The organism is Nitrospirillum amazonense, assembly GCF_029594735.1.
GTDB lineage: Bacteria > Pseudomonadota > Alphaproteobacteria > Azospirillales > Azospirillaceae > Nitrospirillum > Nitrospirillum amazonense.
In genome coordinates this window covers 1,461,385-1,481,165 of record NZ_JARPAF010000001.1, presented here as the reverse complement: position 1 = coordinate 1,481,165, position 19,781 = coordinate 1,461,385, and the positions used below count along the sequence as shown (strand labels likewise).

Sequence of the window (19,781 nt, the reverse complement as noted above, 5' to 3'; positions counted from 1 at the left end):
GCCGGACCCTCCTTCACTCAGCCGCGGCCGGCAGAGGCCGGCCCGGGGAATTGCGTGTATGAAAGTCTTCGGGGAAATGACGGATGGCGCTCAGCACCGGATAGGGCGTGAAGCCCCCCAGCGCGCACAGCGATCCGAACTTCATAGTGTTGCACAGGTCTTCCAGCAGGGCGATGTTGGCCGCCACGTCGCGGCCCGCCAGGATGCGGTCCACCACCTCGGCCCCCCGGGTGGAACCGATGCGGCAGGGCGTGCACTTGCCGCAGGATTCCTCGGCGCAGAATTCCATGGCGAAGCGCGCCATGTGCGCCATGTCCACCGTGTCGTCGAACACCACCAGGCCGCCGTGGCCGATCAGGGCGTCGCGCGCGGCGAAGGCTTCATAATCATAAGGGGTGTCGAACTGGCTGGGCGGCAGGTAGGCGCCCAGGGGCCCGCCCGCCTGCACCGCGCGGACCGGTCGGCGGCTGGCGGTGCCGCCGCCCACCTCCATCACGATCTCACCCAAGGTCAGGCCGAAGGCCGTCTCGAACAGGCCGCCATGCAGGACGTTGCCGGCCAATTGGATGGGCATGGTGCCGCGCGACCGGCCCATGCCGAAGTCGGCGTAGTATTGCGCGCCCAGATCCATGATCACGGGAATGGTGGCCAGGGAGAGCAGGTTGTTGACCACGGTGGGGCGGCCGAACAGGCCCTTCAGCGCCGGCAGCGGCGGCTTGGCCCGCACCACGCCGCGCTTGCCCTCCAGGCTTTCCAGCAGCGCCGTTTCCTCGCCACAGACATAGGCGCCGGCGCCCACGCGCAGTTCCAGGTGGAACTCCAGGCCGGAGCCCAGGATGTCGCGGCCCAGCAGGCCGGCGGCGCGTGCGATATCCAGCGCCGCCCGCATGGTGGCGTTGGCGTGCGGGTATTCGGAACGGGAGTAGATGTAACCCCGCGTGGCGCCCACCGCCAAACCGGCGATGGTCATGCCCTCGATCAGGCAGAAGGGGTCGCCCTCCAGGATCATGCGGTCGGCGAAGGTGCCGCTGTCGCCCTCGTCCGCGTTGCAGACGATGTACTTCTGGTCCGCCACCGCGTCGCGCACCGTCTTCCACTTGATGCCGGTGGGGAAGCCGGCGCCGCCACGACCGCGCAGGCCGGACTTGGTCACCGCCTCCACCGTCGCGGCACCGCCCACCTCGATGGCCTTGGCCAGGCCGCGATAGCCGCCGGCGGCTTTGTAATCCTCCACCGACAGGGGATCGACGATGCCGCAGCGGGCGAAGGTCAGCCGCGTCTGGCGGGCCAGGAAGGGGTGGTCCTCCGGACGGCCGACGCGCAAGGGGTGGCTGGCGCCGGTCAGCCAGCCGGCGGCGAACAGGGCGGCCACGTCGCCAGCCTGCACCGGACCGTAGGCGATGCGGCCCAGGGGTGTTTCCACCTCCACCATCGGTTCCAGCCAGAACAGCCCGCGCGAGCCGGTGCGGACAATGGTGACGGCGCTGCCCAGGGCGGCGGCCTGCGCCGCCACGGCGCGCGCGACCTCATCGGCGCCCACCGCCAGGGCGGCCACGTCGCGGGGGATGAAGATGCGGGTGCTCATGGCGTCGACCAATCGTTGCGGGCCTCGTTCACGGCGGCGTCCAGGCGTTCGCGGTTCAGGCGGCCCAGGGGGCGGCCGTCGATCAAGGCCGCCGGGGCGCAGGCGCACAGGCCCAGGCAATAGACAGGTTCAATCGTCACCTGACCATCGCCGGTGGTGCCGCCCCAGTCCAGGCCCAGGCGCCGCAGCAGGCCTTCCGCCAAGGTATGGCCGCCCATGGACTGACACGCCTCGGCCCGGCACAGCTTCACCACGTGGCGGCCGGCGGGTGCCTCCCTAAAGTCGTGGTAAAAGCTTACAATTCCGTGAACATCGGCGCGCGAAAGGTTCAGCGCGTCCGCAAGCAAGGGCACCGCATCCTCGGGCACATGGCCGAAGGTCTCCTGCAAGGCATGCAGTATCGGCAATGCTGGCCCTTCAAGATTTTGGTGCGCCGCAATGACTTCAGCGGCCTTTTCACGGTCCCACGGGGTACTTGTTGTGGCAGACGTCACAGCAGCGGCCTCACTTCTCAGGCAATCTCCCTGTCATTAGAAGTTGGCTATCGCCGGAACTTAATCAACGCAGCCGTTCCATGTTGCGATAGAAAACTTCTATCACGCCGCCCGGCCCGCACATGCCCGCCCGCGGCACCTCGAAATCACATAGGACGCCCAAATAGGACGCCCGTCACTGGGACGTGGATCATGCGTGCGCGTATTTTTGTTGCGACCTCAACCTTGCTGAGCCTCATGCTGGTGGCCCCGATCGCGGTGCAGGCCGCCTCGGTCGACAGCCCGGCGGCGGTGACGGCGGCGGCCCCGGCGGCCCCCCAGGCCACCGATCCGGCGATGACGCAGGACGTGACGCAGCTGCTGCGCGACTGGTCGGTTATCAAGTACCAGATGCACGACGACAAGGCCCAGGCCCTGAAGATGCGGGATCTGCTGGTGCGCGCCACCGACCTGCAGACCCGCTACCCGGGCCGGGCCGAGCCGATGATCAGCACCGCCCTGATCCTGGGCAGCATCGCGGGTTATGAGCAGAACGCCGGCTCGCTGGAGCTGGTGCGCAAGGCCCGCGACCTGTTCGAGCAGGCCGACAAGATCGACCCCACCGCCCTGGACGGCGCGTCGGCGGTCAACCTGGGCTCGCTCTACTACCTGATGCCGGGCTTCCCCATCGGCTTCGGCAGCGACAGCAAGGCGCGCAAGTATCTGGAGCGCGGCATCGCGCTGAGCCCCAACGGGCTGGAATCCAACTACTTCTACGGTGAGTTCCTGTCGCAGCAGGGTGAGTACGAGCGCTCGGCCAAGGTGCTGGCCCACGCCCTGGAGGCGCCGGTGTCGGTGACCCAGCCCGTGTGGGACGCCGGCCGCCGCGCCGAGGCCCGCGCCCTGCTGGCCGACGTCCGCCAGAAGCTGGTGGCGTCGAACTGAGTACCGCCCGAGCGCTGGGCATCATATGGAGGAACCCCCGGAGCGGCCGCCGTCCCCGGGGGTTTCTTTTTTGCGATCCGGGGGCGGCCGTCAGGGAGCCATGGGCTCGCCAAAGGTGCGGGCCACCTTCTTGGCCTCGGCCACCAAGGCGGCGGTCAGGGGCGTCATGGGATCGCGATAGGGCACCACCAGACCGATGTCATGCACCGCCGCCGGGTCGACGATGGGGATGGCCCGGATCTCTTCCGGAAAGTTGAAGGCCGTGGTCAGCACCTCGGGCATGATGCTGGCCCACTTGCCCGTGCGCACGTGGGAGAACAGCACGATCATGGAATTGGATTCCAAGGTCGGCGCCGAGGTGGCGCCGGCGATGGCCAGCAGCCGGTCGATGATGCGCCGGTTCTGCATGTCCGGCGTCAGCAGGCACAACGGTATCTCCCCCACCTCGGCCCAGCTGACCTGGGCGCGGGCGCCCAGCGGGCTGTCGCGGGAGATCAGCAGGCGGTACTGCTCCCGGTACAGGGGTACGGTGCGCACCCGCCCCAGGGGCTCGTTGTCCAGGTAGGTCAGGCCGGCGTCGATCTCCAACCCTTCCAGCAGATGCAGGATCTCGATGGAGGTGCGCGACAGCACGGTGAATTTCACGCCCGGGTGCCGCTCGCGATAGGGCGTGGTCAGGATGGGCACCATGGCCAGCGCCGTCGGGATGACGGCGATGCGCAGGTGGCCGCTGAGGCCGTGGCGCAAGGCCCGCACCTCCTGCCGCATGGCGCGGGCGTCACCCACGATGCGGCGGGCCCAGTCCAGCACCCGCTCCCCTTCCTGCGTCAGGCCCATGTAGCGCGCGCCACGGTTGACCAGCAGCACGCCCAGCTGGTCCTCCAGCTGTTTCAGGCCGGCCGACAGGGTGGGCTGGGTGACGCCGCAGGCCTCCGCCGCGCGGCCGAAATGCTGTTCCCGGGCCAGCGCGATGAAGAATTCCAGCTTGTCGATCATGCCGTGCGGCGCCCTCTCCCGAGAACGGGGCGCGACCCTGTTGACCGCATCCCGCCCGCAGCCTGTTTATTAGGCTCGGGGGCCCCGCTCCCGGCGCCCCGCATCCGGCGCATGATCAATGAAGAGGGTCCGCCGATACAAGACCGCACATGCCGGAGGGTGGCAGATTGGCGACGGGCGGCAGGGAACCGCCCTTTCGACCAAGGGGAGCAAGCCATGTTCGATCCGACCAGCTATGTGGGCTTCCATACCGATCTCAGTCTGCTGGCCTTGGCGGCAGGACTGCTCCTGCTCAACGGCCTGTTCGGCAGCCGGGTGCCGCCGGCGCTGACCGCCGTCTACCTGGCGGCGGCCGTCCTGACCGACCTCACCGGCTTCGGCTTCCCCTTCGCCGGCTTCCTGCCCTCGCATGGCGTGGGGGCGTTGTCGCTGCTGATCCTGGCCATGGCCATCGCCGCGCTTTACGCCTTCGGCCTGCGCGGGGCCTGGCGGTGGATATATGCCGCCAGCCTGACCGCCAGCGTCTTCCTGCTAGCCTTCGTCGCCGTGGCCCAATCCTTCCTGAAGGTGCCTGCCCTGCACGCGCTGGCCCCCACGGGCAGCGAGCCGCCCTTCGGCGCCGCGGAAGGCGTTCTGCTGCTGTTGTTCGTGGTGGCCGGCATCCTGGCGACCCGCCGTTTCCATCCCAGTATCCGGCGCGCCGCCGCCGTCGCCTGACCCTTGCGGCTGAGCCCGTCCCACCGCCACACCACCTCTTGCCCCCTGGACAGCGACACCCGTCGACCCCACGCTTATGTCGGGACGACCAGTTGGCAAAGGGCTCTGGACGGTGCGACGGCGGGCTTGGATGCGGATGACGGTGCTGATGTGGGCCGCCTGCGCCGGCGGCCCCCCGCTTGGCGCCGCCGGGGCGCCACCGCCGCCATCCCAGGCGACGACGGCACCCGCCGCCGCCCTGACCGGCGACTGGCGGGGCACGCTGGACACGGGCCTCACCCGCCTGCGGCTGGAGTTCCATGTGACCGCCGCCCCCGGCCCTGGCGATGGCACCCCCGCCCTGGCCGGTACGCTGGACAGCGTCGACCAGCAGGTGCTGGGCCTGCCCATCCCCAGCATCAGCCGTGAGGGCGACGCCGTCACCTTCGACATCCCGGCCGTGCTGGGCGGCTACACCGGCACGCTGTCGGCCAACGGGCAGACCCTGACCGGCACCTGGCGGCAGGCCCACCAGTCCCGCCCGCTGGTCCTGACCCGCCTGACCACGGCGCAGATCCAGGCGGAGCAGGCGCGGCCCCAGGTGCCCCGGCCGCCCTTCCCCTACCGCGCGGTCAGCGTGGCCTACGACAACCCGGCCGCATCCGGCGTCCGGCTGGCCGGCACCCTGACCCTGCCGCCGGGCAAGGGCCCGTTTCCGGCCGCGCTGTTGATCACCGGATCCGGCCCCCAGGACCGCGATGAGACCATCGAGGGCCACAAGCCCTTCCTGGTGCTGGCCGACGCGCTGACCCGGCGCGGCATCGCCGTGCTGCGGGTGGACGACCGGGGCGTGGGCCAATCCACCGGTGATTTCGATGCCGCCATCACGCCCGACTTCGCCACCGACGCCGCCGCCGGCATCGCCTATTTGCGCGGCCGCGCCGACATCGACCCGCGCCGCATCGGCCTTATAGGCCACAGCGAGGGCGGGCTGATCGCCCCCATGGTGGCCAGCCGCGACCGCGACATCGCCTGGCTGGTGCTGATGGCCGGCCCAGGGGTGGATGGGGAGACCATCCTGCTGAGCCAGAAGCGCCTGATCGCCGGCGCCACCGGCGTGGGGGCATCCGGGGCCGAGCGCCTGGTGGACATGGATCGCCGCGAATACGCCATCGTGAAGGACGAACCGGACCCGGAGCGCGCCCGCGCCCGCCTGCGCATCCTGCTGCAGGGCGGCATGATGGGCGGCGACAACCGCATCGCCACGTCCGAAGCGGTGATCGAGGCGGTGACCAAGCCCTGGTACCGCTGGTTCCTGACCTACGACCCCGCCCCCGCGCTGCGCACCCTGCGCCTGCCCGTTCTGGCCCTGGTGGGGTCCAAGGACCTGCAGGTCTCAGCCGCCGAGAACCTGCCGGCCCTGCGTTCCGCATTGGCCGACGATCCCAAGGCCGAAGTGCGCGAGGTGCCCGGCCTGAACCACATGTTCCAGACCGCCGACACCGGCGCCCCCACCGAATATGCCCGCATCCCTGAAACGATCGCGCCCGTGGCCCTGGACCTGATCAACGACTGGGTGGTGGCGCACAGCGGGCCGGCAAAGCCGTGAGCGTGACGCTGCGCACGCCCGAAGCCGATGAGCTGCCCGCCCTGCAAGCGCTGGAGGCCGCCGCCCGCCGCCGCTATGCCGCTTGGCCGGGCTTGGCCTTCGTTGCCGGCCGCCCTCCCATCGCGCTCGAACGCCTGGCGGCAGGCACGGTGTGGGTGGCCGACCATGCGGGAGTAGCCGCCGGCTTCATCCTGCTGCAGCCGCAGGATGGGCAGCTTTACATCGCCAATATTTCGGTGATGCCCGAGGCCGGCGGCCAGGGCATCGGGGCCGCCCTGCTGGCCCAGGCATTGGGCCACGCCCGCGCCTTGGAGACCGAGGCACTGACGCTGACCACCTTCCGGGCGCCGCCTTGGAACGGTCCCTGGTTCCGCCGCCACGGTTATACGCCCATGCCGGAAGAGCGCATGGGACCGGCCTTGCGCGCGACACTGGAGCGCCAGATCATCACCGTGGACCCGGCGACACGGGAGGTGTTATGGCGCCCGGTCGAGTAGGGGCGCAATGAGGCCCAGCCTGCACAGATCCTGCACAGTTAGTGCTTGTTCTTTCAGAGAAAATGCGCGCCGGCCTCGGGGGCAACACGGTTAGCGTGGCGGCTATTCCTCAACCGCCCGAGCTGCCCCATGCCCACCGCCGCCCTTGCGCCCGACCGTCCCGCCATCTGGCCCATCCTGGCCGTCGCCGTCCTCTTCGCCGGCCTGGTGCTGGTCGACACCGCGCTTGAGTGGGAACCGCCGTTCGACGCCCTGGCGCTGCTCGCGCTCCTCGCGCTCTGGTGTGGTGCTGCGATGGGGGCGGCACGCCAGGCGGTGCGGGCGCGCCGTGACAGGCGGCCCCGGCGCGCCCTATCACTCGCGATACTGCCCCTGGCCTTCCTGGTGACGGTGGTGCACCCCCGCCTGGTCATGGGCGGCGCGCAGTCGCTGGGGGACCACCTGCACTTCGCCAAGGGACGCCCCTCCTACCTGGCCCAGGTCCGCGCGCTGCCCAGCACTGGCGAGCCGAAGCTGTTGGTCTGGGGCTGGGGTGGCTTCATCGTCGCCTCGACCAGCCTGGTCTATGACGAGAGCGATGAGATCACCTTGCCGCCCGAGCGGCAATCCGCCTCCTGGAAGGCGCGGACCGAGCACACCGACCTCGCCTGCCCCTATGGCTATCGCGTGCGCACGGCACTGGGCGGGCATTTCTATGCCGTGGGCGTGGGGTGCTAGGACGCCGCGCAGTTGGCTTTCAATGCACTCATTGCCCCGGCCAAGCCCTCGGTGGTGATTGCCGGGCTCACTGCCGACCCTATGCGAAACTGTAGGCGGCGGGCGCGGCCCAGGCGGTCCAGCGCCGCGGCCGGGAATGGCACCAGCACGCCGCTCATCCCGTCGGCGACATACCGTCCCACGCCCAGGAGCATGGGGCGGCCATCCAGGACCAGGGCCACGGGACAGGTGTCGTCCCCACCGCAGTCGGTTTCCAGCCACAGGGTCAGGGGGCCGGCCTCACAGCCCAACGCCATGCCGGAAAACTCCCCCGCCCCGTCATGGGCGAGGCCGGCCTTGTCGCCGTTGCCCATCCAACGCGGCGTATCTGCCGCCATGGCCGGGACGGCGACACCGGCCAGCGCACCGAGGAGAAGCAGGCGCCTCATCACACCGCCAGCAACAGCGGCGCCATGGCCGCTAAACCCAGGCCAGCCAGGCGCGGGACCAGGGCCAAGCCGGCACGCTCCGCCAGGCGGGACAGGGCGACGCCGGCCAGATGCAAGGTGGCGGAGGCGGTGACGAAGCCCAGGCCGTAGGCCAGGCCATCGGCGTCCGCCGGCATCTCCACCCCATGGGCGGCGCCGTGGCAGAGGGCGAAAGCGGCGATCAGGGCGGCGCCGGCGGCCAAGGGCAGCCGGGCGCCGAAGGCCGTCAGCCAGCCCAGGGCCGCCACCGACAGGACGATGCCCCACTCGACACCCGGCAGCGCCAGGCCGTTGGCGCCGGCAATGGCACCGGCCACCAGCAGGGCGAGGAAGGCCAGCGGCCACAGCCACACCGCCCGGCTGCCCTGCCCCCCTTTGGCCTGCCCCCCTTTGGCCTGCCCCCCTTTGGCCTGCTGCCCAGCCCACAGGCCCACGCCGGTCATGGCGGCCAGATGGTCCAGCCCGCCGAAGGGGTGGGCAAAGCCATCGGTGAAGCCGTGGGTGTGGCCGGGCATGCCGGGGTGGGCCATCGCCACGGCGGGGGCGAAAGCGGCAGCGACGGCCAGGGCGGACAGCAGGCGGCGGTGCATCATGGTCGGGTTCCCCTGTTCGATGTCTATGAAGCTCTGGCGGCCAAGCCGCTCTGAATCCACTAAGCGGCCAGGCCGCCGGCGCGTTCGATGAAGCGGGTGACGACGTCCAGTCCCTGCGCCGTCTTCAGATTGGTGAAGACGTAGGGGCGTTCGCCCCGCATGCGCTTGGTGTCGCTGTCCATCACCTCCAGGCTGGCGCCCACCAGGGGGGCCAGGTCGATCTTGTTGATGACCAGCAGGTCGGACCGGGTGATGCCGGGGCCGCCCTTGCGCGGGATCTTCTCCCCCGCCGCCACGTCGATGACGTAGATGGTGATGTCGGCCAGTTCCGGGCTGAAGGTGGCGGCCAGGTTGTCGCCGCCGGATTCGATCAAGATGATGTCCAGGCCGGGAAACTTGGCGTTCATCTGGTCCACCGCCGCCAGGTTGATGGACGCGTCCTCGCGGATGGCGGTGTGGGGGCAGCCGCCCGTCTCCACCCCCAGGATGCGGTCGGGATCCAGGGCGCCGACGCGCGTCAGGATCAGCGCGTCCTCCTTGGTGTAGATGTCGTTGGTGATGGCGACGATGTTGTAGATGTCGCGGAACCGCTTGCACAGCGCCTCCATCAACGCGGTCTTGCCGGAGCCGACGGGGCCGCCGATGCCCACCCGCAGGGGGCCATGGGGTGAAGACGTAGACGTGCTCATGAGCGGAACAACCTCGTGTATTGCGTCTCGTGGTTCATGGAGGCGATGTCGGCCACCCAGGCCGCCCCGCCCAGATCATCCAGGGTGCTGAGGGCCGCACGGGCCGCGGTGGCCAGCACCAGCGGTTCCAGCCGCGCCAACGCGCGCTGACCATCCGTCTGGCCCAGGGGCACCAGGCGCAGGGCCGCCGACACCAGGTTGCCGACGAAGCCGTGCAGATAGCCCAGCAGGGTGGCGGGCAGGCTGAGGCCATGGCCGGCCGCCACCGCGCCCACCGCCACGGGGTAGGCCAGGTCACCGCCCATCGCCTTCAGCCGGTCGACGGCCTCGCACGGCCAGGCCGAGGCGATGGCGGCGGCGAAGGCGCGGCCCTGGGACAGGCTTTCCAGCCGCCGCTCCGCCGTAGGCGTCAGGGCGGCCGCCAGTTCCGCCGCCTCGGCCAGGCCCGTCCAGTTGCCCGCCGCCGAGGCGCGCCAGGCCGCCGCCACCAGCACGGCGTCGTTCCAGCCGGAGCCCAGGGTCAGCAGATCGTCCACCCAGGCCGCCAGCGCATCCACCGTGCGGATGGTGCCGTCCTCCACCCCCCATTCCAGGCCGTGGCTGTAGGAAAAGGCGCCCACAGGGAAACTGGCCGTCAGCCAGGTCATGAGGCGGTAGACGCCGGCAGCGTCGGTGACGGCCTCAGCCATGGCCGTGCCCGTGGTGGTGATGGTCGTGTCCATGGTCGTGATCATGCCCATGACCGTGGGAGTGACCATGCCCACCGCCGGCCGGGCTGTCGCCATAGGCGCCGCCCTCGGGGTCGAAGGGGGCGGAGACGGGGGTGACGATGGCGCCCAGGCCGGTCAGCATGTCGGCCAGCACATGGTCGGCACGGATGCGCAGGCGGTCGCCGCGCAGTTCGGCCGGGATGTGGCGGTTGCCGATGTGCCAGGCCATGCGCAGCAGGTCGGCGATGGCCTCGCACCGCACCTCCATCAAATCCTCCGGTGCCGCCTTGACCGCCACGGTGCCGACACCGGTCAGCACCAGCCCGTCGCCGTCGCGGATGTGCCGGGGGCTGGGCAGGTCCAGCAGGACGGCCCCACCGTTCCCGTCCCGCTCCAGCCGCAGGCGCCGGCGGCAGCGGTGGTCGAAATCCAGCGTCACGGTGCCCACCGCCTTGGCGGCATCCCAATAGCCGGCGGGCAGGACGGTGTGGGCCCGGGGCAAATCAGTCAAAGGCGGAAGGTCTTCACTCAAGGCGGCGATCCTCAGAACAGGAAATAGCGCTGCGCCAGGGGCAGCACGTCGGCGGGTTCGCAGGTGACGATCTGGCCGTCCACCCGAACCTCATAGGTTTCCGGGTCCACCTCCACCTGCGGCGTGGCGTTGTTGTGCACCATGGCGGCCTTGCCGATGCCGCCCCGGGTGTTGGCCACGGCCAACAGGGTCTTTTCCAGACCCAGGCGCTGGCCCAGCCCATCGTCCAAGGCCGCCTGCGAGACGAAGGTGACGGCGCTGCGCCGCACCGCCCGGCCATAGGCGCCGAACATGGGGCGGTAGTGCACCGGCTGGGGCGTGGGGATGCTGGCGTTGGGGTCGCCCATGGGCGCGGCCACGATGGTGCCCATCTTCAGCACCAGATCCGGCTTCACCCCGAAGAAGGCCGGGGACCACAGCACCAGGTCGGCCAGCTTGCCGGCGGCGATGGACCCCACATACGCGCTCATGCCGTGGGCGATGGCGGGGTTGATGGTGACCTTGGCGATGTAGCGCTTCACCCGGGCGTTGTCGTTCTCGCCCGTCTCTTCGCCCAGGCGGCCGCGCTGCACCTTCATCTTGTGCGCCGTCTGCCAGGTGCGGATCAGCACCTCCCCCACCCTGCCCATGGCCTGGCTGTCGGAGGAGATGATGGAGAGGGCGCCCAGGTCGTGCAGCACATCCTCCGCCGCGATGGTCTCGCGCCGGATGCGGCTTTCGGCGAAGGCCACGTCCTCGGGAATGTTGGGGTCCAGGTGGTGGCAGACCATGAGCATGTCCAGATGCTCATCCACCGTGTTGCGGGTATAGGGCCGCGTCGGGTTGGTCGAGGATGGGATGACGTTGGCCAGGCCGCAGACCTTGATGATGTCCGGCGCGTGGCCGCCGCCCGCCCCCTCGGTATGGTAGGCGTGGATGGTGCGGCCCTTGAAAGCGGCGATCGTGTCTTCGACGAAGCCGGACTCGTTCAGGGTGTCGGAGTGGATCATCACCTGCACGTCGAAGCGGTCGCCCACATCCAGGCAGGTGTCGATGGCCGCCGGGGTGGTGCCCCAGTCCTCATGCAGCTTCAGGGCGGCCGCCCCGGCGCGCACCTGTTCCTCCAGCGCCGCCGGCAGCGCCGCGTTGCCCTTGCCGGCGAAGGCCAGGTTCATGGGGAAGGCCTCCGCCGCCTCCAGCATGCGGGCCAGATGCCAGGGGCCGGGCGTGCAGGTGGTGGCGTTGGTGCCCGTGGCGGGGCCGGTGCCGCCGCCCAGCATGGTGGTGACGCCGGACATCAGCGCCTCTTCGATCTGCTGCGGGCAGATGAAGTGGATGTGGGTATCGATGCCGCCGGCGGTGAGGATCTTGCCCTCGCCCGCGATGACCTCCGTCCCCGGCCCGACGATGATGTCCACCCCCGGCTGGACGTCGGGGTTGCCGGCCTTGCCGATGTGGTGGATGCGGCCGTCGCGCAGGCCCACGTCGGCCTTGACGATGCCCCAGTGGTCGATGATCAGGGCGTTGGTGATGACGGTGTCGACGGCACCCCCCATCGGCCCCTGGGCACGCGTGGCCTGCGACTGGCCCATGCCGTCGCGAATGACCTTGCCGCCGCCGAACTTCACCTCCTCGCCATAGGTGGTGAAGTCCTTCTCCACCTCCACGATCAGGTCGGTGTCGGCCAGGCGCACCCGGTCGCCCACGGTGGGGCCGAACATGTCCGCATAGGCGGCGCGGCTGATCCTCACGGCCATCAATTGCCTCCCTTAAGGGGACCGGAAACCTGGGCGTTGAAGCCGTGGACCATCCGGGCGCCGCGATAGGGCACCAGGGTGACGGTGCGGGTCTGCCCCGGCTCGAACCGCACCGCCGTGCCGGCGGCGATGTCCAGCCGGTGGCCATAGGCCTGGGCGCGGTCGAAGCTCAGGCCCGCGTTGGTCTCGAAGAAATGGAAGTGGCTGCCAACCTGGATGGGCCGGTCGCCGGTGTTGGCCACGTCCAGCGTCACCGTGGGCAGGCCGGCGTTCAGCTCGATCTCGCCCTCATCGGTGTAGACTTGTCCCGGGATCATCGTCATCACGGCACCTCAGCGGATGGGGTTATGGACGGTGACCAGCTTCACCCCATCGGGGAATGTCGCCTCCACCTGCACGTCGGGGATCATCTCGGCGATGCCCTCCATCACCTGGTGGCGGCCCACCACATGGGCCCCCTGGTCCATCAGCTCCGCCACCGGGCGGCCGTCGCGGGCGCCTTCGACCACGAAGTCGGTGATGAGAGCGATGGCCTCGGGGTGGTTCAGCTTCACGCCCCGTTCCAGGCGGCGGCGCGCCACCATGGCCGCCATGGCGATCAGCAGCTTGTCCTTCTCACGCGGGGTCAGGTTCACCGCATATCCTCCATCAGCAACGCCAGACGCGCGGGACCGGCGTCCCGCGCAGGAATTCGATCAGGGGCGCCCAGGCGCGCAGCAGGGCCTGGCCGTCGGGCGCCACCAGGCGCAGGGCCAGCAGGCCGTTCCAGGTGCTGGCCCCGGCCTTCACACCGTCGACACGCAACACCTCGCGTACCGCGTCCACCCGGGCTTCCGCATCTTCCGCCACATAAAGGCAGGACGCCACCGCACGGCCGCCGCCGGCCACCGCCGCGCGCGCCAGCTGGGCATCAATGTCACCCTCAAGCCGCACGGCGTCGGCATAGGCCAGGCGGCCACCCCGGCGGATGCGCCAGTCATCCCGGAACAGGCCGTGGGTCACCCGCTCCCCCCGGGCGGTGCGGCCGAACACCGTGGCCTCCGCCGCCAGCAGGGTGGCGTCCGGCGCCATGTCCACCTCCAACCGGCGGCACAGGCGGGCGCCATCGAACAGGATGGTCTCCTGCGGCAGCCAGTCCAGCCGGCCAGCCACCACCAGGCGGTTCAGCACCCGCGCCTCCCCGGCGCTGGCGCGGTAGACCTTCTCGGCGGCCTGGGTGGTGACGGTGGCGCGGGCGCCGGCCGCCACGATCACCTCCGTCTCCAGCACGTCGCCGCCGGTCAGGCCGCCGCCGGTGTTGATCAGCACGCCCTCCACCCCCGGCCCCTTGGGCAGGCGCAGGCGCGCGGAACCGGACTGGTAGAGGCGATCCAGGCGGGTGATGCCGTCCGCGTCCGCCTTCACACCCAGGACGACGCGGCCCTCCAGGCGCTGCAGTCGGCTGGCCGGTCCCAAGGCGGCGTCAGGCACAACACCCCCCGTTCCCCTTCGGCGCTGTTCCGTCCCGCGTCATTCCCAGGCCACCCCACTGTTTCCCGGCCGGCGGTTCGCAACCGCCGTGCCAGGGGTTGACCACGCGGTCAGCTTGGCACGCCCACCCGCGCGGGCGACGATCATCGCCCAGAAATTGGGCGTCTGTCGATGTGCGCTTAAAAGATGGGCAGGCCCCATACGTCATTTGACGTACGGGCCGCCCCCTCACAGCACGGCATCCGGATGGCTGGCGGCCAGCAGGCTGCGCACCCGCGGCACCAGGAAGTCCGACAGCGACTGCACCTTGGCCGGCAACAGCGCGCGGTGCGGATAGACGATGGCCAGCTGCACCGGCTCAGGCGGGTGCTCGGGCATCACGATTTCCAGGGCACCGGACTTCACCTCCTCCGCCACCTCCCACAGGGGTTTCAGGGCGATGCCATGGCCATCCACGGCCCAACGGGTCAGCACGTCGCCGTCGTCGGCGTCCATGGGGCCGGCGATGGACAGCTTGGTGCTCTTGCCCTCGTCCTTCCCGGGACTGGTCAGCGTCCAGCGGTACTGCTGCGTGCCGGGGAAGCGCAGCAGCAGGCAGTCATGCTCCAGCAGGTCGGACGGCGCCGTGGGCCGGCCGCGCGCCTCCAGATACCGGGGTGCCGCCACCAGCACCCGGCGCAGGTCGGCGATCTTGCGCACGACGAAGCTGCTGTCCTTCAGTGTGGCCATGCGAATGGCCATGTCCACGGACTCGCGCAGCAGATCCAGCAGGTGGTCGGACAGGCGCAGGCGCACGTCCACCATGGGGTTGGCGGCGCGGAACTCCGGCACCAAGGGGCCCAGCACGCGCCGGCCGAAGCCCAGGGGGGCCGTCACCCGCACGCTACCCGAGGGGGCGCCGCCCTCGGCCGCGATGCTGCTGTGCGCCCGCTCCACCGCCTCCAGCACCTCCAGGCAATGCTGGTAGAAGACCTGGCCGGTTTCGGTGGCCTGCAACTGGCGGGTGGTGCGGTTCAGCAGCCGGGCGCCCAGGTGCGCCTCCAGCTGCTGGATGCGGTGGCTGACCAGGGCCGGCGACATGCGCAGGTTGCGCCCGGCCGCCGACAGGCTGCCCAGGTCCACCACGCGCACGAAGACCTGCATGTTCTCCAGCAGGGCCATCACCCCGTCCCCCGACTAAACGGCCGTTTTTCCAGGCAGATAATCTCACCCGGGGGCGATATCATGCAAGGGCGGGGCCGCCATCCCGATTGTGCACCCGCTGGCCCTGGATATAGGTCGCGCGCACGGCGCGGTCGTCCCCCAGGGTCATCAGCAGGAACAGCTCTTCCTCCAGGTCGCCCTGGATGGCCTCGCGCCGATGGGCCATGGCGGGGGTGGCGGAGGGGTCCAGCACCACCAGGTCGGCGTAGCGGCCGGGGGCAATCTGGCCGATCTCCTCCGTCAGGCCGAGGGCTGCCGCGTTGCCCCGGGTCATGAGGTCGAAGGCGGCCAGCGCCGGCCAGCTTTGGCCGCGCAGTTGCAGGACCTTGTACCCCTCCCCCGCCGTCTGCAGCAGGGAATAGCTGGTGCCGCCGCCCACATCGGTGGCCAGGCCCAGGCGCACCGGCCGGGCCGGGTTCTCCAAGGCAGCGCGATCGAATAGGCCGCTGCCGATGAACAGGTTGCTGGTGGGGCAGAAGACGGCGATGGATGCCGTCTCATGCATCCGGGCCATTTCCCGCTCGCTCAGATGGATGCAATGGCCGAACAGCGAGCGATCACCCAACAGGCCGTAGCGGTCGTAGACGTCCAGGTAATCCGCGGCCTCCGGATACAGGCGCGCCACTTGGCGGATCTCCTCATGGTTCTCCGACAGGTGGGTCTGCATGTAGACGCCGGGATGCTCGCGCAGCAGCGCACCCGCCGCCGCCAACTGTTCGGGCGTGGAGGTGATGGCGAAGCGCGGGGTGACGGCGTAGCGCTGGCGGCCCACGCCGTGCCAGGCGCCGATCAGCGCCTTGGAATGGTCGTAGCTGGTCTGGGCGGTGTCGGTCAGGGCGGTGGGGGCGTGGCGGTCCATCATGACCTTGCCCGCCACCAGTCCCACGCCGCGCGCCTCCGCCTCGGTGAACAGGGCCTTGACCGAGCCGGGGTGGACGCTGCCGTAGACCACGGCCGACGTCGTGCCGTTGCGGGCCAGTTCATCCAGGAAGAAGCGGGCGTTGCGGCTGGCGTGCGCGTGGTCGGCGTACCGCTGTTCCTCGATGAAAGTGTACTTCTCCAGCCATTCCATCAACTGCGCCCCGTAGGAGGCGATGACCTGGGTCTGGGGGAAGTGGATGTGGGTGTCGATGAAGCCCGGCAGGATCAGGCTGTCGGGGTAATGGTCCACCGCCATCCCGGCCGGCAGGGTGGGCAGCAGGTCCGAGGCATCCCCCACCGCCGTGATGCGGCCGGCCGTGACCACCACCAGCCCGTCGGCGATGTACCGATAGCTGTCGCGGTCACCCGGGCCCTGGGGCGCGCGCAGGAAGGTCAAAAGCCGGCCGCGCAGGGCGGTGGTGCCGGGGGTGAACGCCATGACGAAATCCAGGTTACGGGACGCTTGCGGATGCCACATGGGGCGATGCCGCACCGGCGGACCAGGCGGCCAGGATGGCCCGTTCCTCCGGCGTGATCAGGGTGACATTGCCGGGCGGCATGGCGCTGCTGAGCGCGGCCTGGCGCCGGATGTCGTCGGCATGGCGCAGGATATCGCCCGGATTGTCAAGGATGACGCCATGCGGCGGGGCGTTGATGCCGTCCCAGGCCGGGGCCGCCGTGTGGCACATGCTGCATCGGTTCATCACCACCTCCTGCGCCTGGGCAAAGGTGGCGGTGGTGGAGGTTGCAGCGCCAGCGGCAGGGCCGCCGTCGGCCGACCCTTGGGCGCTGAGCCAGGCGGTCAGCACAATGCCCGCCGCCGCCACCGCCCAGGTCCACCACGGCGCCGGCTTGCCGGCATGCTTGGTATTGAAGAAGTGGCGGACGCTGGCGCCCACCACCAGGATGACGGCGAAGATCAACCAGTTGTAGCGGGTGGCGTAGGTCAGCGGATAATGGTTGCCAATCATGAGGAAGACGACCGGCAGCGTCAGGTAGTTGTTGTGCATGGACCGCTGCTTCGCCGCCTTGCCCAGGCTGGCGTCCGGCGTGCCGCCGGCCAGCAGGGTCGCAACCACCTTGCGCTGGTTGGGGATGATCAGCAGGAAGACGTTGGCCACCATCATGGTGCCGATCAGGGCGCCCATCTGCAGCATGGCGCCGCGCGGGCTGAACACATGCGTCGTGCCCCAGCAGGCCGCCACCAGGAAGACGAAGCCCACCGCCGCCAGCGCGCCGTTATGCTTGCCCAGGGGCGAGCGGCACATCAGGTCATAGACGATCCAGCCCGCGGCCAGCAGGCCGACGCTGAGGCCGATGGCCTGTCCTTGCGTGAGCGCCATGACCGACTGGTCGATCAGCAGCAGGTCGGCACCCCGGTAATAAAGGACGCACAGCAGGAAAAAGCCGCTGAGCCAGGTGGTGTAGGCCTCCCACTTGAACCAGGTGAGCTCGGCCGGCATTTGGCTGGGCGCCACCAGATACTTCACCATGTTGTAGAAGCCGCCGCCATGGACCTGCCAGGCCTCCCCCTGCACACCCTGGGGCAGGTGCGGCCGCTTGCGCAGGCTGGCATCCAAGGCCATGAAATAGAAGGAGGATCCGATCCAGGCCACGGCCGCCACGATATGCAGCCAGCGCGCCAGCGTATTGACCCATTCCCAGAAAACGAACTCCATGGCCCCGCCGCCCCGCATTTTTGTGCAACCGCACAACGCTACGGGCACGGGCGCCGCCGCGCCAGGGCTCGCGTATCGGCAACAGCTTCAAAAATCATGGAAAGCCGACGGGCGTCATGCCCGATCAGGCCGCGTTGGCGTCCCACCATCTCAGCACCCGTAGCGCCCGCAGGGTGATCCAGGGCGACGGCTTGCCCGGCCCGTCGTTGACCTTGAACCACACCCGCCCACGCAAGTCCCAGTCCAGCGGCCAGGTGCCGTCCGCCTGGCGGCGGGAACGCAGGTGGGCGATGGCCTCGGCCAGGCGGGGGGCGGGCTTGGCGCCGGTGAATTGGCCGGCGGCGCGGAAATAGTCCAGCGCCCGCAGGATGTCATAGCGCCAGCGATTGGGGTGCAGCAGGTCCAGGAACTGCGGGTCGGCCGGTTCGCCCGTCGTCAGGCGGCGGAACAAGTGGCGGGTCAGCAGGTAGTCCTCCCCCGTCCGCCGCGCGTCGCGGGACCGGTCGGTGCCGCCGGTGGCGCGCTCATACTCCAGCAGGCCTTCCAGCACGTTGAGGGTGCTGGCGAAGGAGGAACAGGCAGAACCGGCGGCGCGCTCGCAATTCCAGCCGCCGTCCGGCTGGCGGTCGCCCACCAGGCGTTCGACCAGGGCGGCGACGTCGGCGCCGAAATAGGCGCCATTGGCCACCGTGCGGCCGTTGATGCATTCCTCCACCTCGCCCTGCCAGTAGGGCTGGCCACCCTCATCCCAGCGGGAGTGGGCACCGATCAGGGCGACAGTGCGGCGGGCCCGCTCCGTCGTGGGGTCCAGGCCGAATTCCCGCAGCTGGTCCAACGCGAAAGCGGTGGCGGTCCACGGCTGGCCGCTGCGGTGCCACTCATCCGGGGTGAAGTCGGCGGGGAAGAAGGCGCCGCCAGCCCATTGCCCGTCCGCATCCTGGCAGGCCAGCAGGTGGGCACCCCAGCCTTCCGTTTCCACCTTGGCGCGTTCCGCCGCCCAATCCGCTTCCGGCAAGTCCAGCAGATCACGCATCACTTGCCAGCGGATGGCCGGGTCGGCGCGCGTCAGCCAAAGAATCACCGCGTCTTGCTCAGGCATGGGCCATTCCCCCGTTTGCGCATCCGGGATATTAGCGCGTCCGCAGCACCGCCGCGATACGGGCCACCGCCTGGTCAACATCCACCGGGGTGGTCCCCCGTCCCAGGCCAAAACGCAGGCTGCCGAAGGCCGCCGCCGCGTCCAGGCCCATCGCCATCAGCACATGCGAGGGCTGGCCGGTGGCGGAGCGGCAGGCGGAACCGGTGGACAAGGCGAGGTCGGGCAGGTCCAGCAGAAGGTCGGCGGCGTCCACGCCCGGCAGCGTGACATTGAGGCAGCCGGGCAGGCCATCGGCCGGGCCGCTGCGCGTGACGCCGGGAACGGCGGCGCTCAGGCCCGCCCACAGCCGCGCCGTCAGCGCCACCAGATGATCGCGATCCGCCCCGCGCCGCCGCAGGACCAGCCGCGCCGCCTCGGCGAAGCCCATGATCAAGGCGGTGGGCGGGGTACCCCAGGACCACGGTGCCGCCGGCGCCACCCCCGCCCGCGCCACCAGCGCGCCCACGCCCTGGGGCCCATAGAGCTTGTGCGCCGACAGGGTGATCATATCGGGTCCGGAACGATCCCTGCTCCCCAGGGCCAACGGCCCGGTGGCCACGCGCTGCACCCCGTCGCAGTGCCACAGGGCGCCATGGCGGCGGCACAGGTCGGCCACGGCCGCCAGCGGCTGCAGGCTGCCGACCTCATTGTTGGCGGCCATGAGCGACAGCACGGGCCGGGGACCGGGCCGGCTCAAGGCGGCCTCAAGCGCATCCAGGCGGATGACGCCCTGGCCGTCCACCGGCAGCAGGGTCACGGCATGGCCGCTGGCGCGCAGGCCGTCCAGTTGGCGCAGCACGCTGTCATGTTCGATGGCCGAGACCAGCAGCGGGGCGCCAGCCGGTGCCAGTCCCTGGAGCGCCAGGCGGTTGGCCTCACTGGCGCTGGGGGTGAAGGTGACTGTCGCATCCGCCGGCGCATCCACCAGCGCCGCCACGGCGCGGGCGGCCTGGGCGACGGCCCGCGCCGCCTGACGGCCGGGATTGTGATGGGCGGACTGGGCGTTGCCGGCGCGGTCCGGCTGGAACCAGGGCAGCATGGCGGCCAGCACGGCGGGGTCCAGGGGCGTGCTGGCCAGATGATCCAGGTAGATCACGCCGATGCCGGCGCCGGCCACCGGACCGC

Annotated in this window: 22 protein-coding genes; 5 read left to right on the top strand and 17 right to left on the bottom strand. The window is 70.2% G+C overall.

What is annotated here, in order from left to right:
- Nucleotides 1-13: 13 nt before the first annotated feature.
- Nucleotides 14-1,585 carry a formate dehydrogenase beta subunit gene (locus P5F91_RS05990; protein ID WP_277906787.1) on the bottom strand — a complete coding sequence of 524 codons (1,572 nt, stop codon included), beginning with the start codon at nucleotides 1,583-1,585 and terminating at the stop codon, nucleotides 14-16.
- A complete protein-coding gene (locus tag P5F91_RS05985; RefSeq protein WP_145616640.1) occupies nucleotides 1,582-2,079 on the bottom strand; it encodes a formate dehydrogenase subunit gamma in 498 nt (165 codons plus the stop codon). The genes P5F91_RS05990 and P5F91_RS05985 overlap by 4 nt, the downstream gene beginning before the upstream one ends.
- A gap of 192 nt (nucleotides 2,080-2,271) precedes the next feature.
- On the opposite strand from P5F91_RS05985, the gene P5F91_RS05980 reads away from it, so the two are divergent.
- Complete coding sequence (locus tag P5F91_RS05980; RefSeq protein WP_277906786.1) at nucleotides 2,272-3,003, top strand: tetratricopeptide repeat protein; 732 nt, start codon at nucleotides 2,272-2,274, stop codon at nucleotides 3,001-3,003.
- A 90-nt stretch (nucleotides 3,004-3,093) separates the two neighbouring features.
- Here the strand turns inward: P5F91_RS05980 and P5F91_RS05975 are convergent, their stop codons facing one another.
- Complete coding sequence (locus P5F91_RS05975; RefSeq protein ID WP_088874227.1) at nucleotides 3,094-3,999, bottom strand: LysR family transcriptional regulator; 906 nt, start codon at nucleotides 3,997-3,999, stop codon at nucleotides 3,094-3,096.
- A gap of 216 nt (nucleotides 4,000-4,215) precedes the next feature.
- Between P5F91_RS05975 and P5F91_RS05970 the strand changes: the two genes are divergently transcribed.
- From P5F91_RS05970 to P5F91_RS05955, 4 genes are all read left to right on the top strand, one after another.
- Nucleotides 4,216-4,716 (top strand): hypothetical protein, encoded by a 501-nt coding sequence (locus tag P5F91_RS05970; protein WP_277906785.1) that lies wholly within the window; start codon nucleotides 4,216-4,218, stop codon nucleotides 4,714-4,716.
- A gap of 136 nt (nucleotides 4,717-4,852) precedes the next feature.
- A complete protein-coding gene (locus tag P5F91_RS05965) occupies nucleotides 4,853-6,304 on the top strand; it encodes an alpha/beta hydrolase family protein (protein WP_277906784.1) in 1,452 nt (483 codons plus the stop codon).
- A complete protein-coding gene (locus P5F91_RS05960) occupies nucleotides 6,301-6,801 on the top strand; it encodes a GNAT family N-acetyltransferase (protein WP_145613054.1) in 501 nt (166 codons plus the stop codon). Before P5F91_RS05965 ends, P5F91_RS05960 begins: the two co-directional genes overlap by 4 nt.
- Nucleotides 6,802-6,930: 129 nt before the next feature.
- Complete coding sequence (locus P5F91_RS05955; protein WP_277906783.1) at nucleotides 6,931-7,518, top strand: hypothetical protein; 588 nt, start codon at nucleotides 6,931-6,933, stop codon at nucleotides 7,516-7,518.
- Here P5F91_RS05955 and P5F91_RS05950 read toward each other — a convergent pair.
- The 14 genes from P5F91_RS05950 to P5F91_RS05885 all read right to left on the bottom strand — a co-directional run bounded on the left by P5F91_RS05950 (nucleotide 7,515) and on the right by P5F91_RS05885 (nucleotide 19,773).
- Nucleotides 7,515-7,946 carry a hypothetical protein gene (locus tag P5F91_RS05950; protein ID WP_145613052.1) on the bottom strand — a complete coding sequence of 144 codons (432 nt, stop codon included), beginning with the start codon at nucleotides 7,944-7,946 and terminating at the stop codon, nucleotides 7,515-7,517. The two genes, P5F91_RS05955 and P5F91_RS05950, sit on opposite strands and share 4 nt — an antisense overlap.
- Nucleotides 7,946-8,578 (bottom strand): HupE/UreJ family protein, encoded by a 633-nt coding sequence (locus P5F91_RS05945; RefSeq protein WP_277906782.1) that lies wholly within the window; start codon nucleotides 8,576-8,578, stop codon nucleotides 7,946-7,948. The genes P5F91_RS05950 and P5F91_RS05945 overlap by 1 nt, the downstream gene beginning before the upstream one ends.
- A 59-nt stretch (nucleotides 8,579-8,637) precedes the next feature.
- Complete coding sequence (ureG, locus tag P5F91_RS05940) at nucleotides 8,638-9,267, bottom strand: urease accessory protein UreG (RefSeq protein WP_145613050.1); 630 nt, start codon at nucleotides 9,265-9,267, stop codon at nucleotides 8,638-8,640.
- Nucleotides 9,264-9,989, bottom strand: a complete 726-nt coding sequence (locus P5F91_RS05935; protein WP_277906781.1) for an urease accessory protein UreF — start codon at nucleotides 9,987-9,989, stop codon at nucleotides 9,264-9,266. Before P5F91_RS05935 ends, ureG begins: the two co-directional genes overlap by 4 nt.
- A complete protein-coding gene (locus P5F91_RS05930; protein WP_246134557.1) occupies nucleotides 9,949-10,509 on the bottom strand; it encodes an urease accessory protein UreE in 561 nt (186 codons plus the stop codon). The genes P5F91_RS05935 and P5F91_RS05930 overlap by 41 nt, the downstream gene beginning before the upstream one ends.
- A gap of 11 nt (nucleotides 10,510-10,520) precedes the next feature.
- Nucleotides 10,521-12,245 (bottom strand): urease subunit alpha, encoded by a 1,725-nt coding sequence (gene ureC / locus P5F91_RS05925; protein ID WP_277906780.1) that lies wholly within the window; start codon nucleotides 12,243-12,245, stop codon nucleotides 10,521-10,523.
- Entirely contained in the window at nucleotides 12,245-12,562 is a 318-nt protein-coding gene (locus P5F91_RS05920) for an urease subunit beta (RefSeq protein ID WP_145613088.1), read from the bottom strand. Before P5F91_RS05920 ends, ureC begins: the two co-directional genes overlap by 1 nt.
- 15 nt (nucleotides 12,563-12,577) lie before the next feature.
- On the bottom strand, nucleotides 12,578-12,880 hold the full coding sequence (locus tag P5F91_RS05915; RefSeq protein ID WP_004273333.1) for an urease subunit gamma: 303 nt from the start codon (nucleotides 12,878-12,880) through the stop codon (nucleotides 12,578-12,580).
- 13 nt (nucleotides 12,881-12,893) lie between these two features.
- A complete protein-coding gene (locus P5F91_RS05910; RefSeq protein WP_145613047.1) occupies nucleotides 12,894-13,715 on the bottom strand; it encodes an urease accessory protein UreD in 822 nt (273 codons plus the stop codon).
- A gap of 228 nt (nucleotides 13,716-13,943) precedes the next feature.
- A complete protein-coding gene (locus tag P5F91_RS05905) occupies nucleotides 13,944-14,876 on the bottom strand; it encodes a LysR family transcriptional regulator (protein WP_145613046.1) in 933 nt (310 codons plus the stop codon).
- Between the two features lie 61 nt (nucleotides 14,877-14,937).
- Nucleotides 14,938-16,278 carry a guanine deaminase gene (guaD, locus tag P5F91_RS05900; RefSeq protein WP_277906779.1) on the bottom strand — a complete coding sequence of 447 codons (1,341 nt, stop codon included), beginning with the start codon at nucleotides 16,276-16,278 and terminating at the stop codon, nucleotides 14,938-14,940.
- 13 nt (nucleotides 16,279-16,291) lie between these two features.
- Nucleotides 16,292-17,518 (bottom strand): urate hydroxylase PuuD, encoded by a 1,227-nt coding sequence (locus tag P5F91_RS05895; protein ID WP_277906778.1) that lies wholly within the window; start codon nucleotides 17,516-17,518, stop codon nucleotides 16,292-16,294.
- Between the two features lie 124 nt (nucleotides 17,519-17,642).
- Nucleotides 17,643-18,617: a hypothetical protein gene (locus P5F91_RS05890; protein WP_277906777.1), complete on the bottom strand. Its 975-nt coding sequence runs from the start codon at nucleotides 18,615-18,617 to the stop codon at nucleotides 17,643-17,645.
- Between the two features lie 31 nt (nucleotides 18,618-18,648).
- Nucleotides 18,649-19,773, bottom strand: coding sequence for a cysteine desulfurase family protein (locus P5F91_RS05885; RefSeq protein ID WP_277906776.1), 1,125 nt, complete (start codon nucleotides 19,771-19,773; stop codon nucleotides 18,649-18,651).
- Between the last annotated feature and the right edge of the window lie 8 nt (nucleotides 19,774-19,781).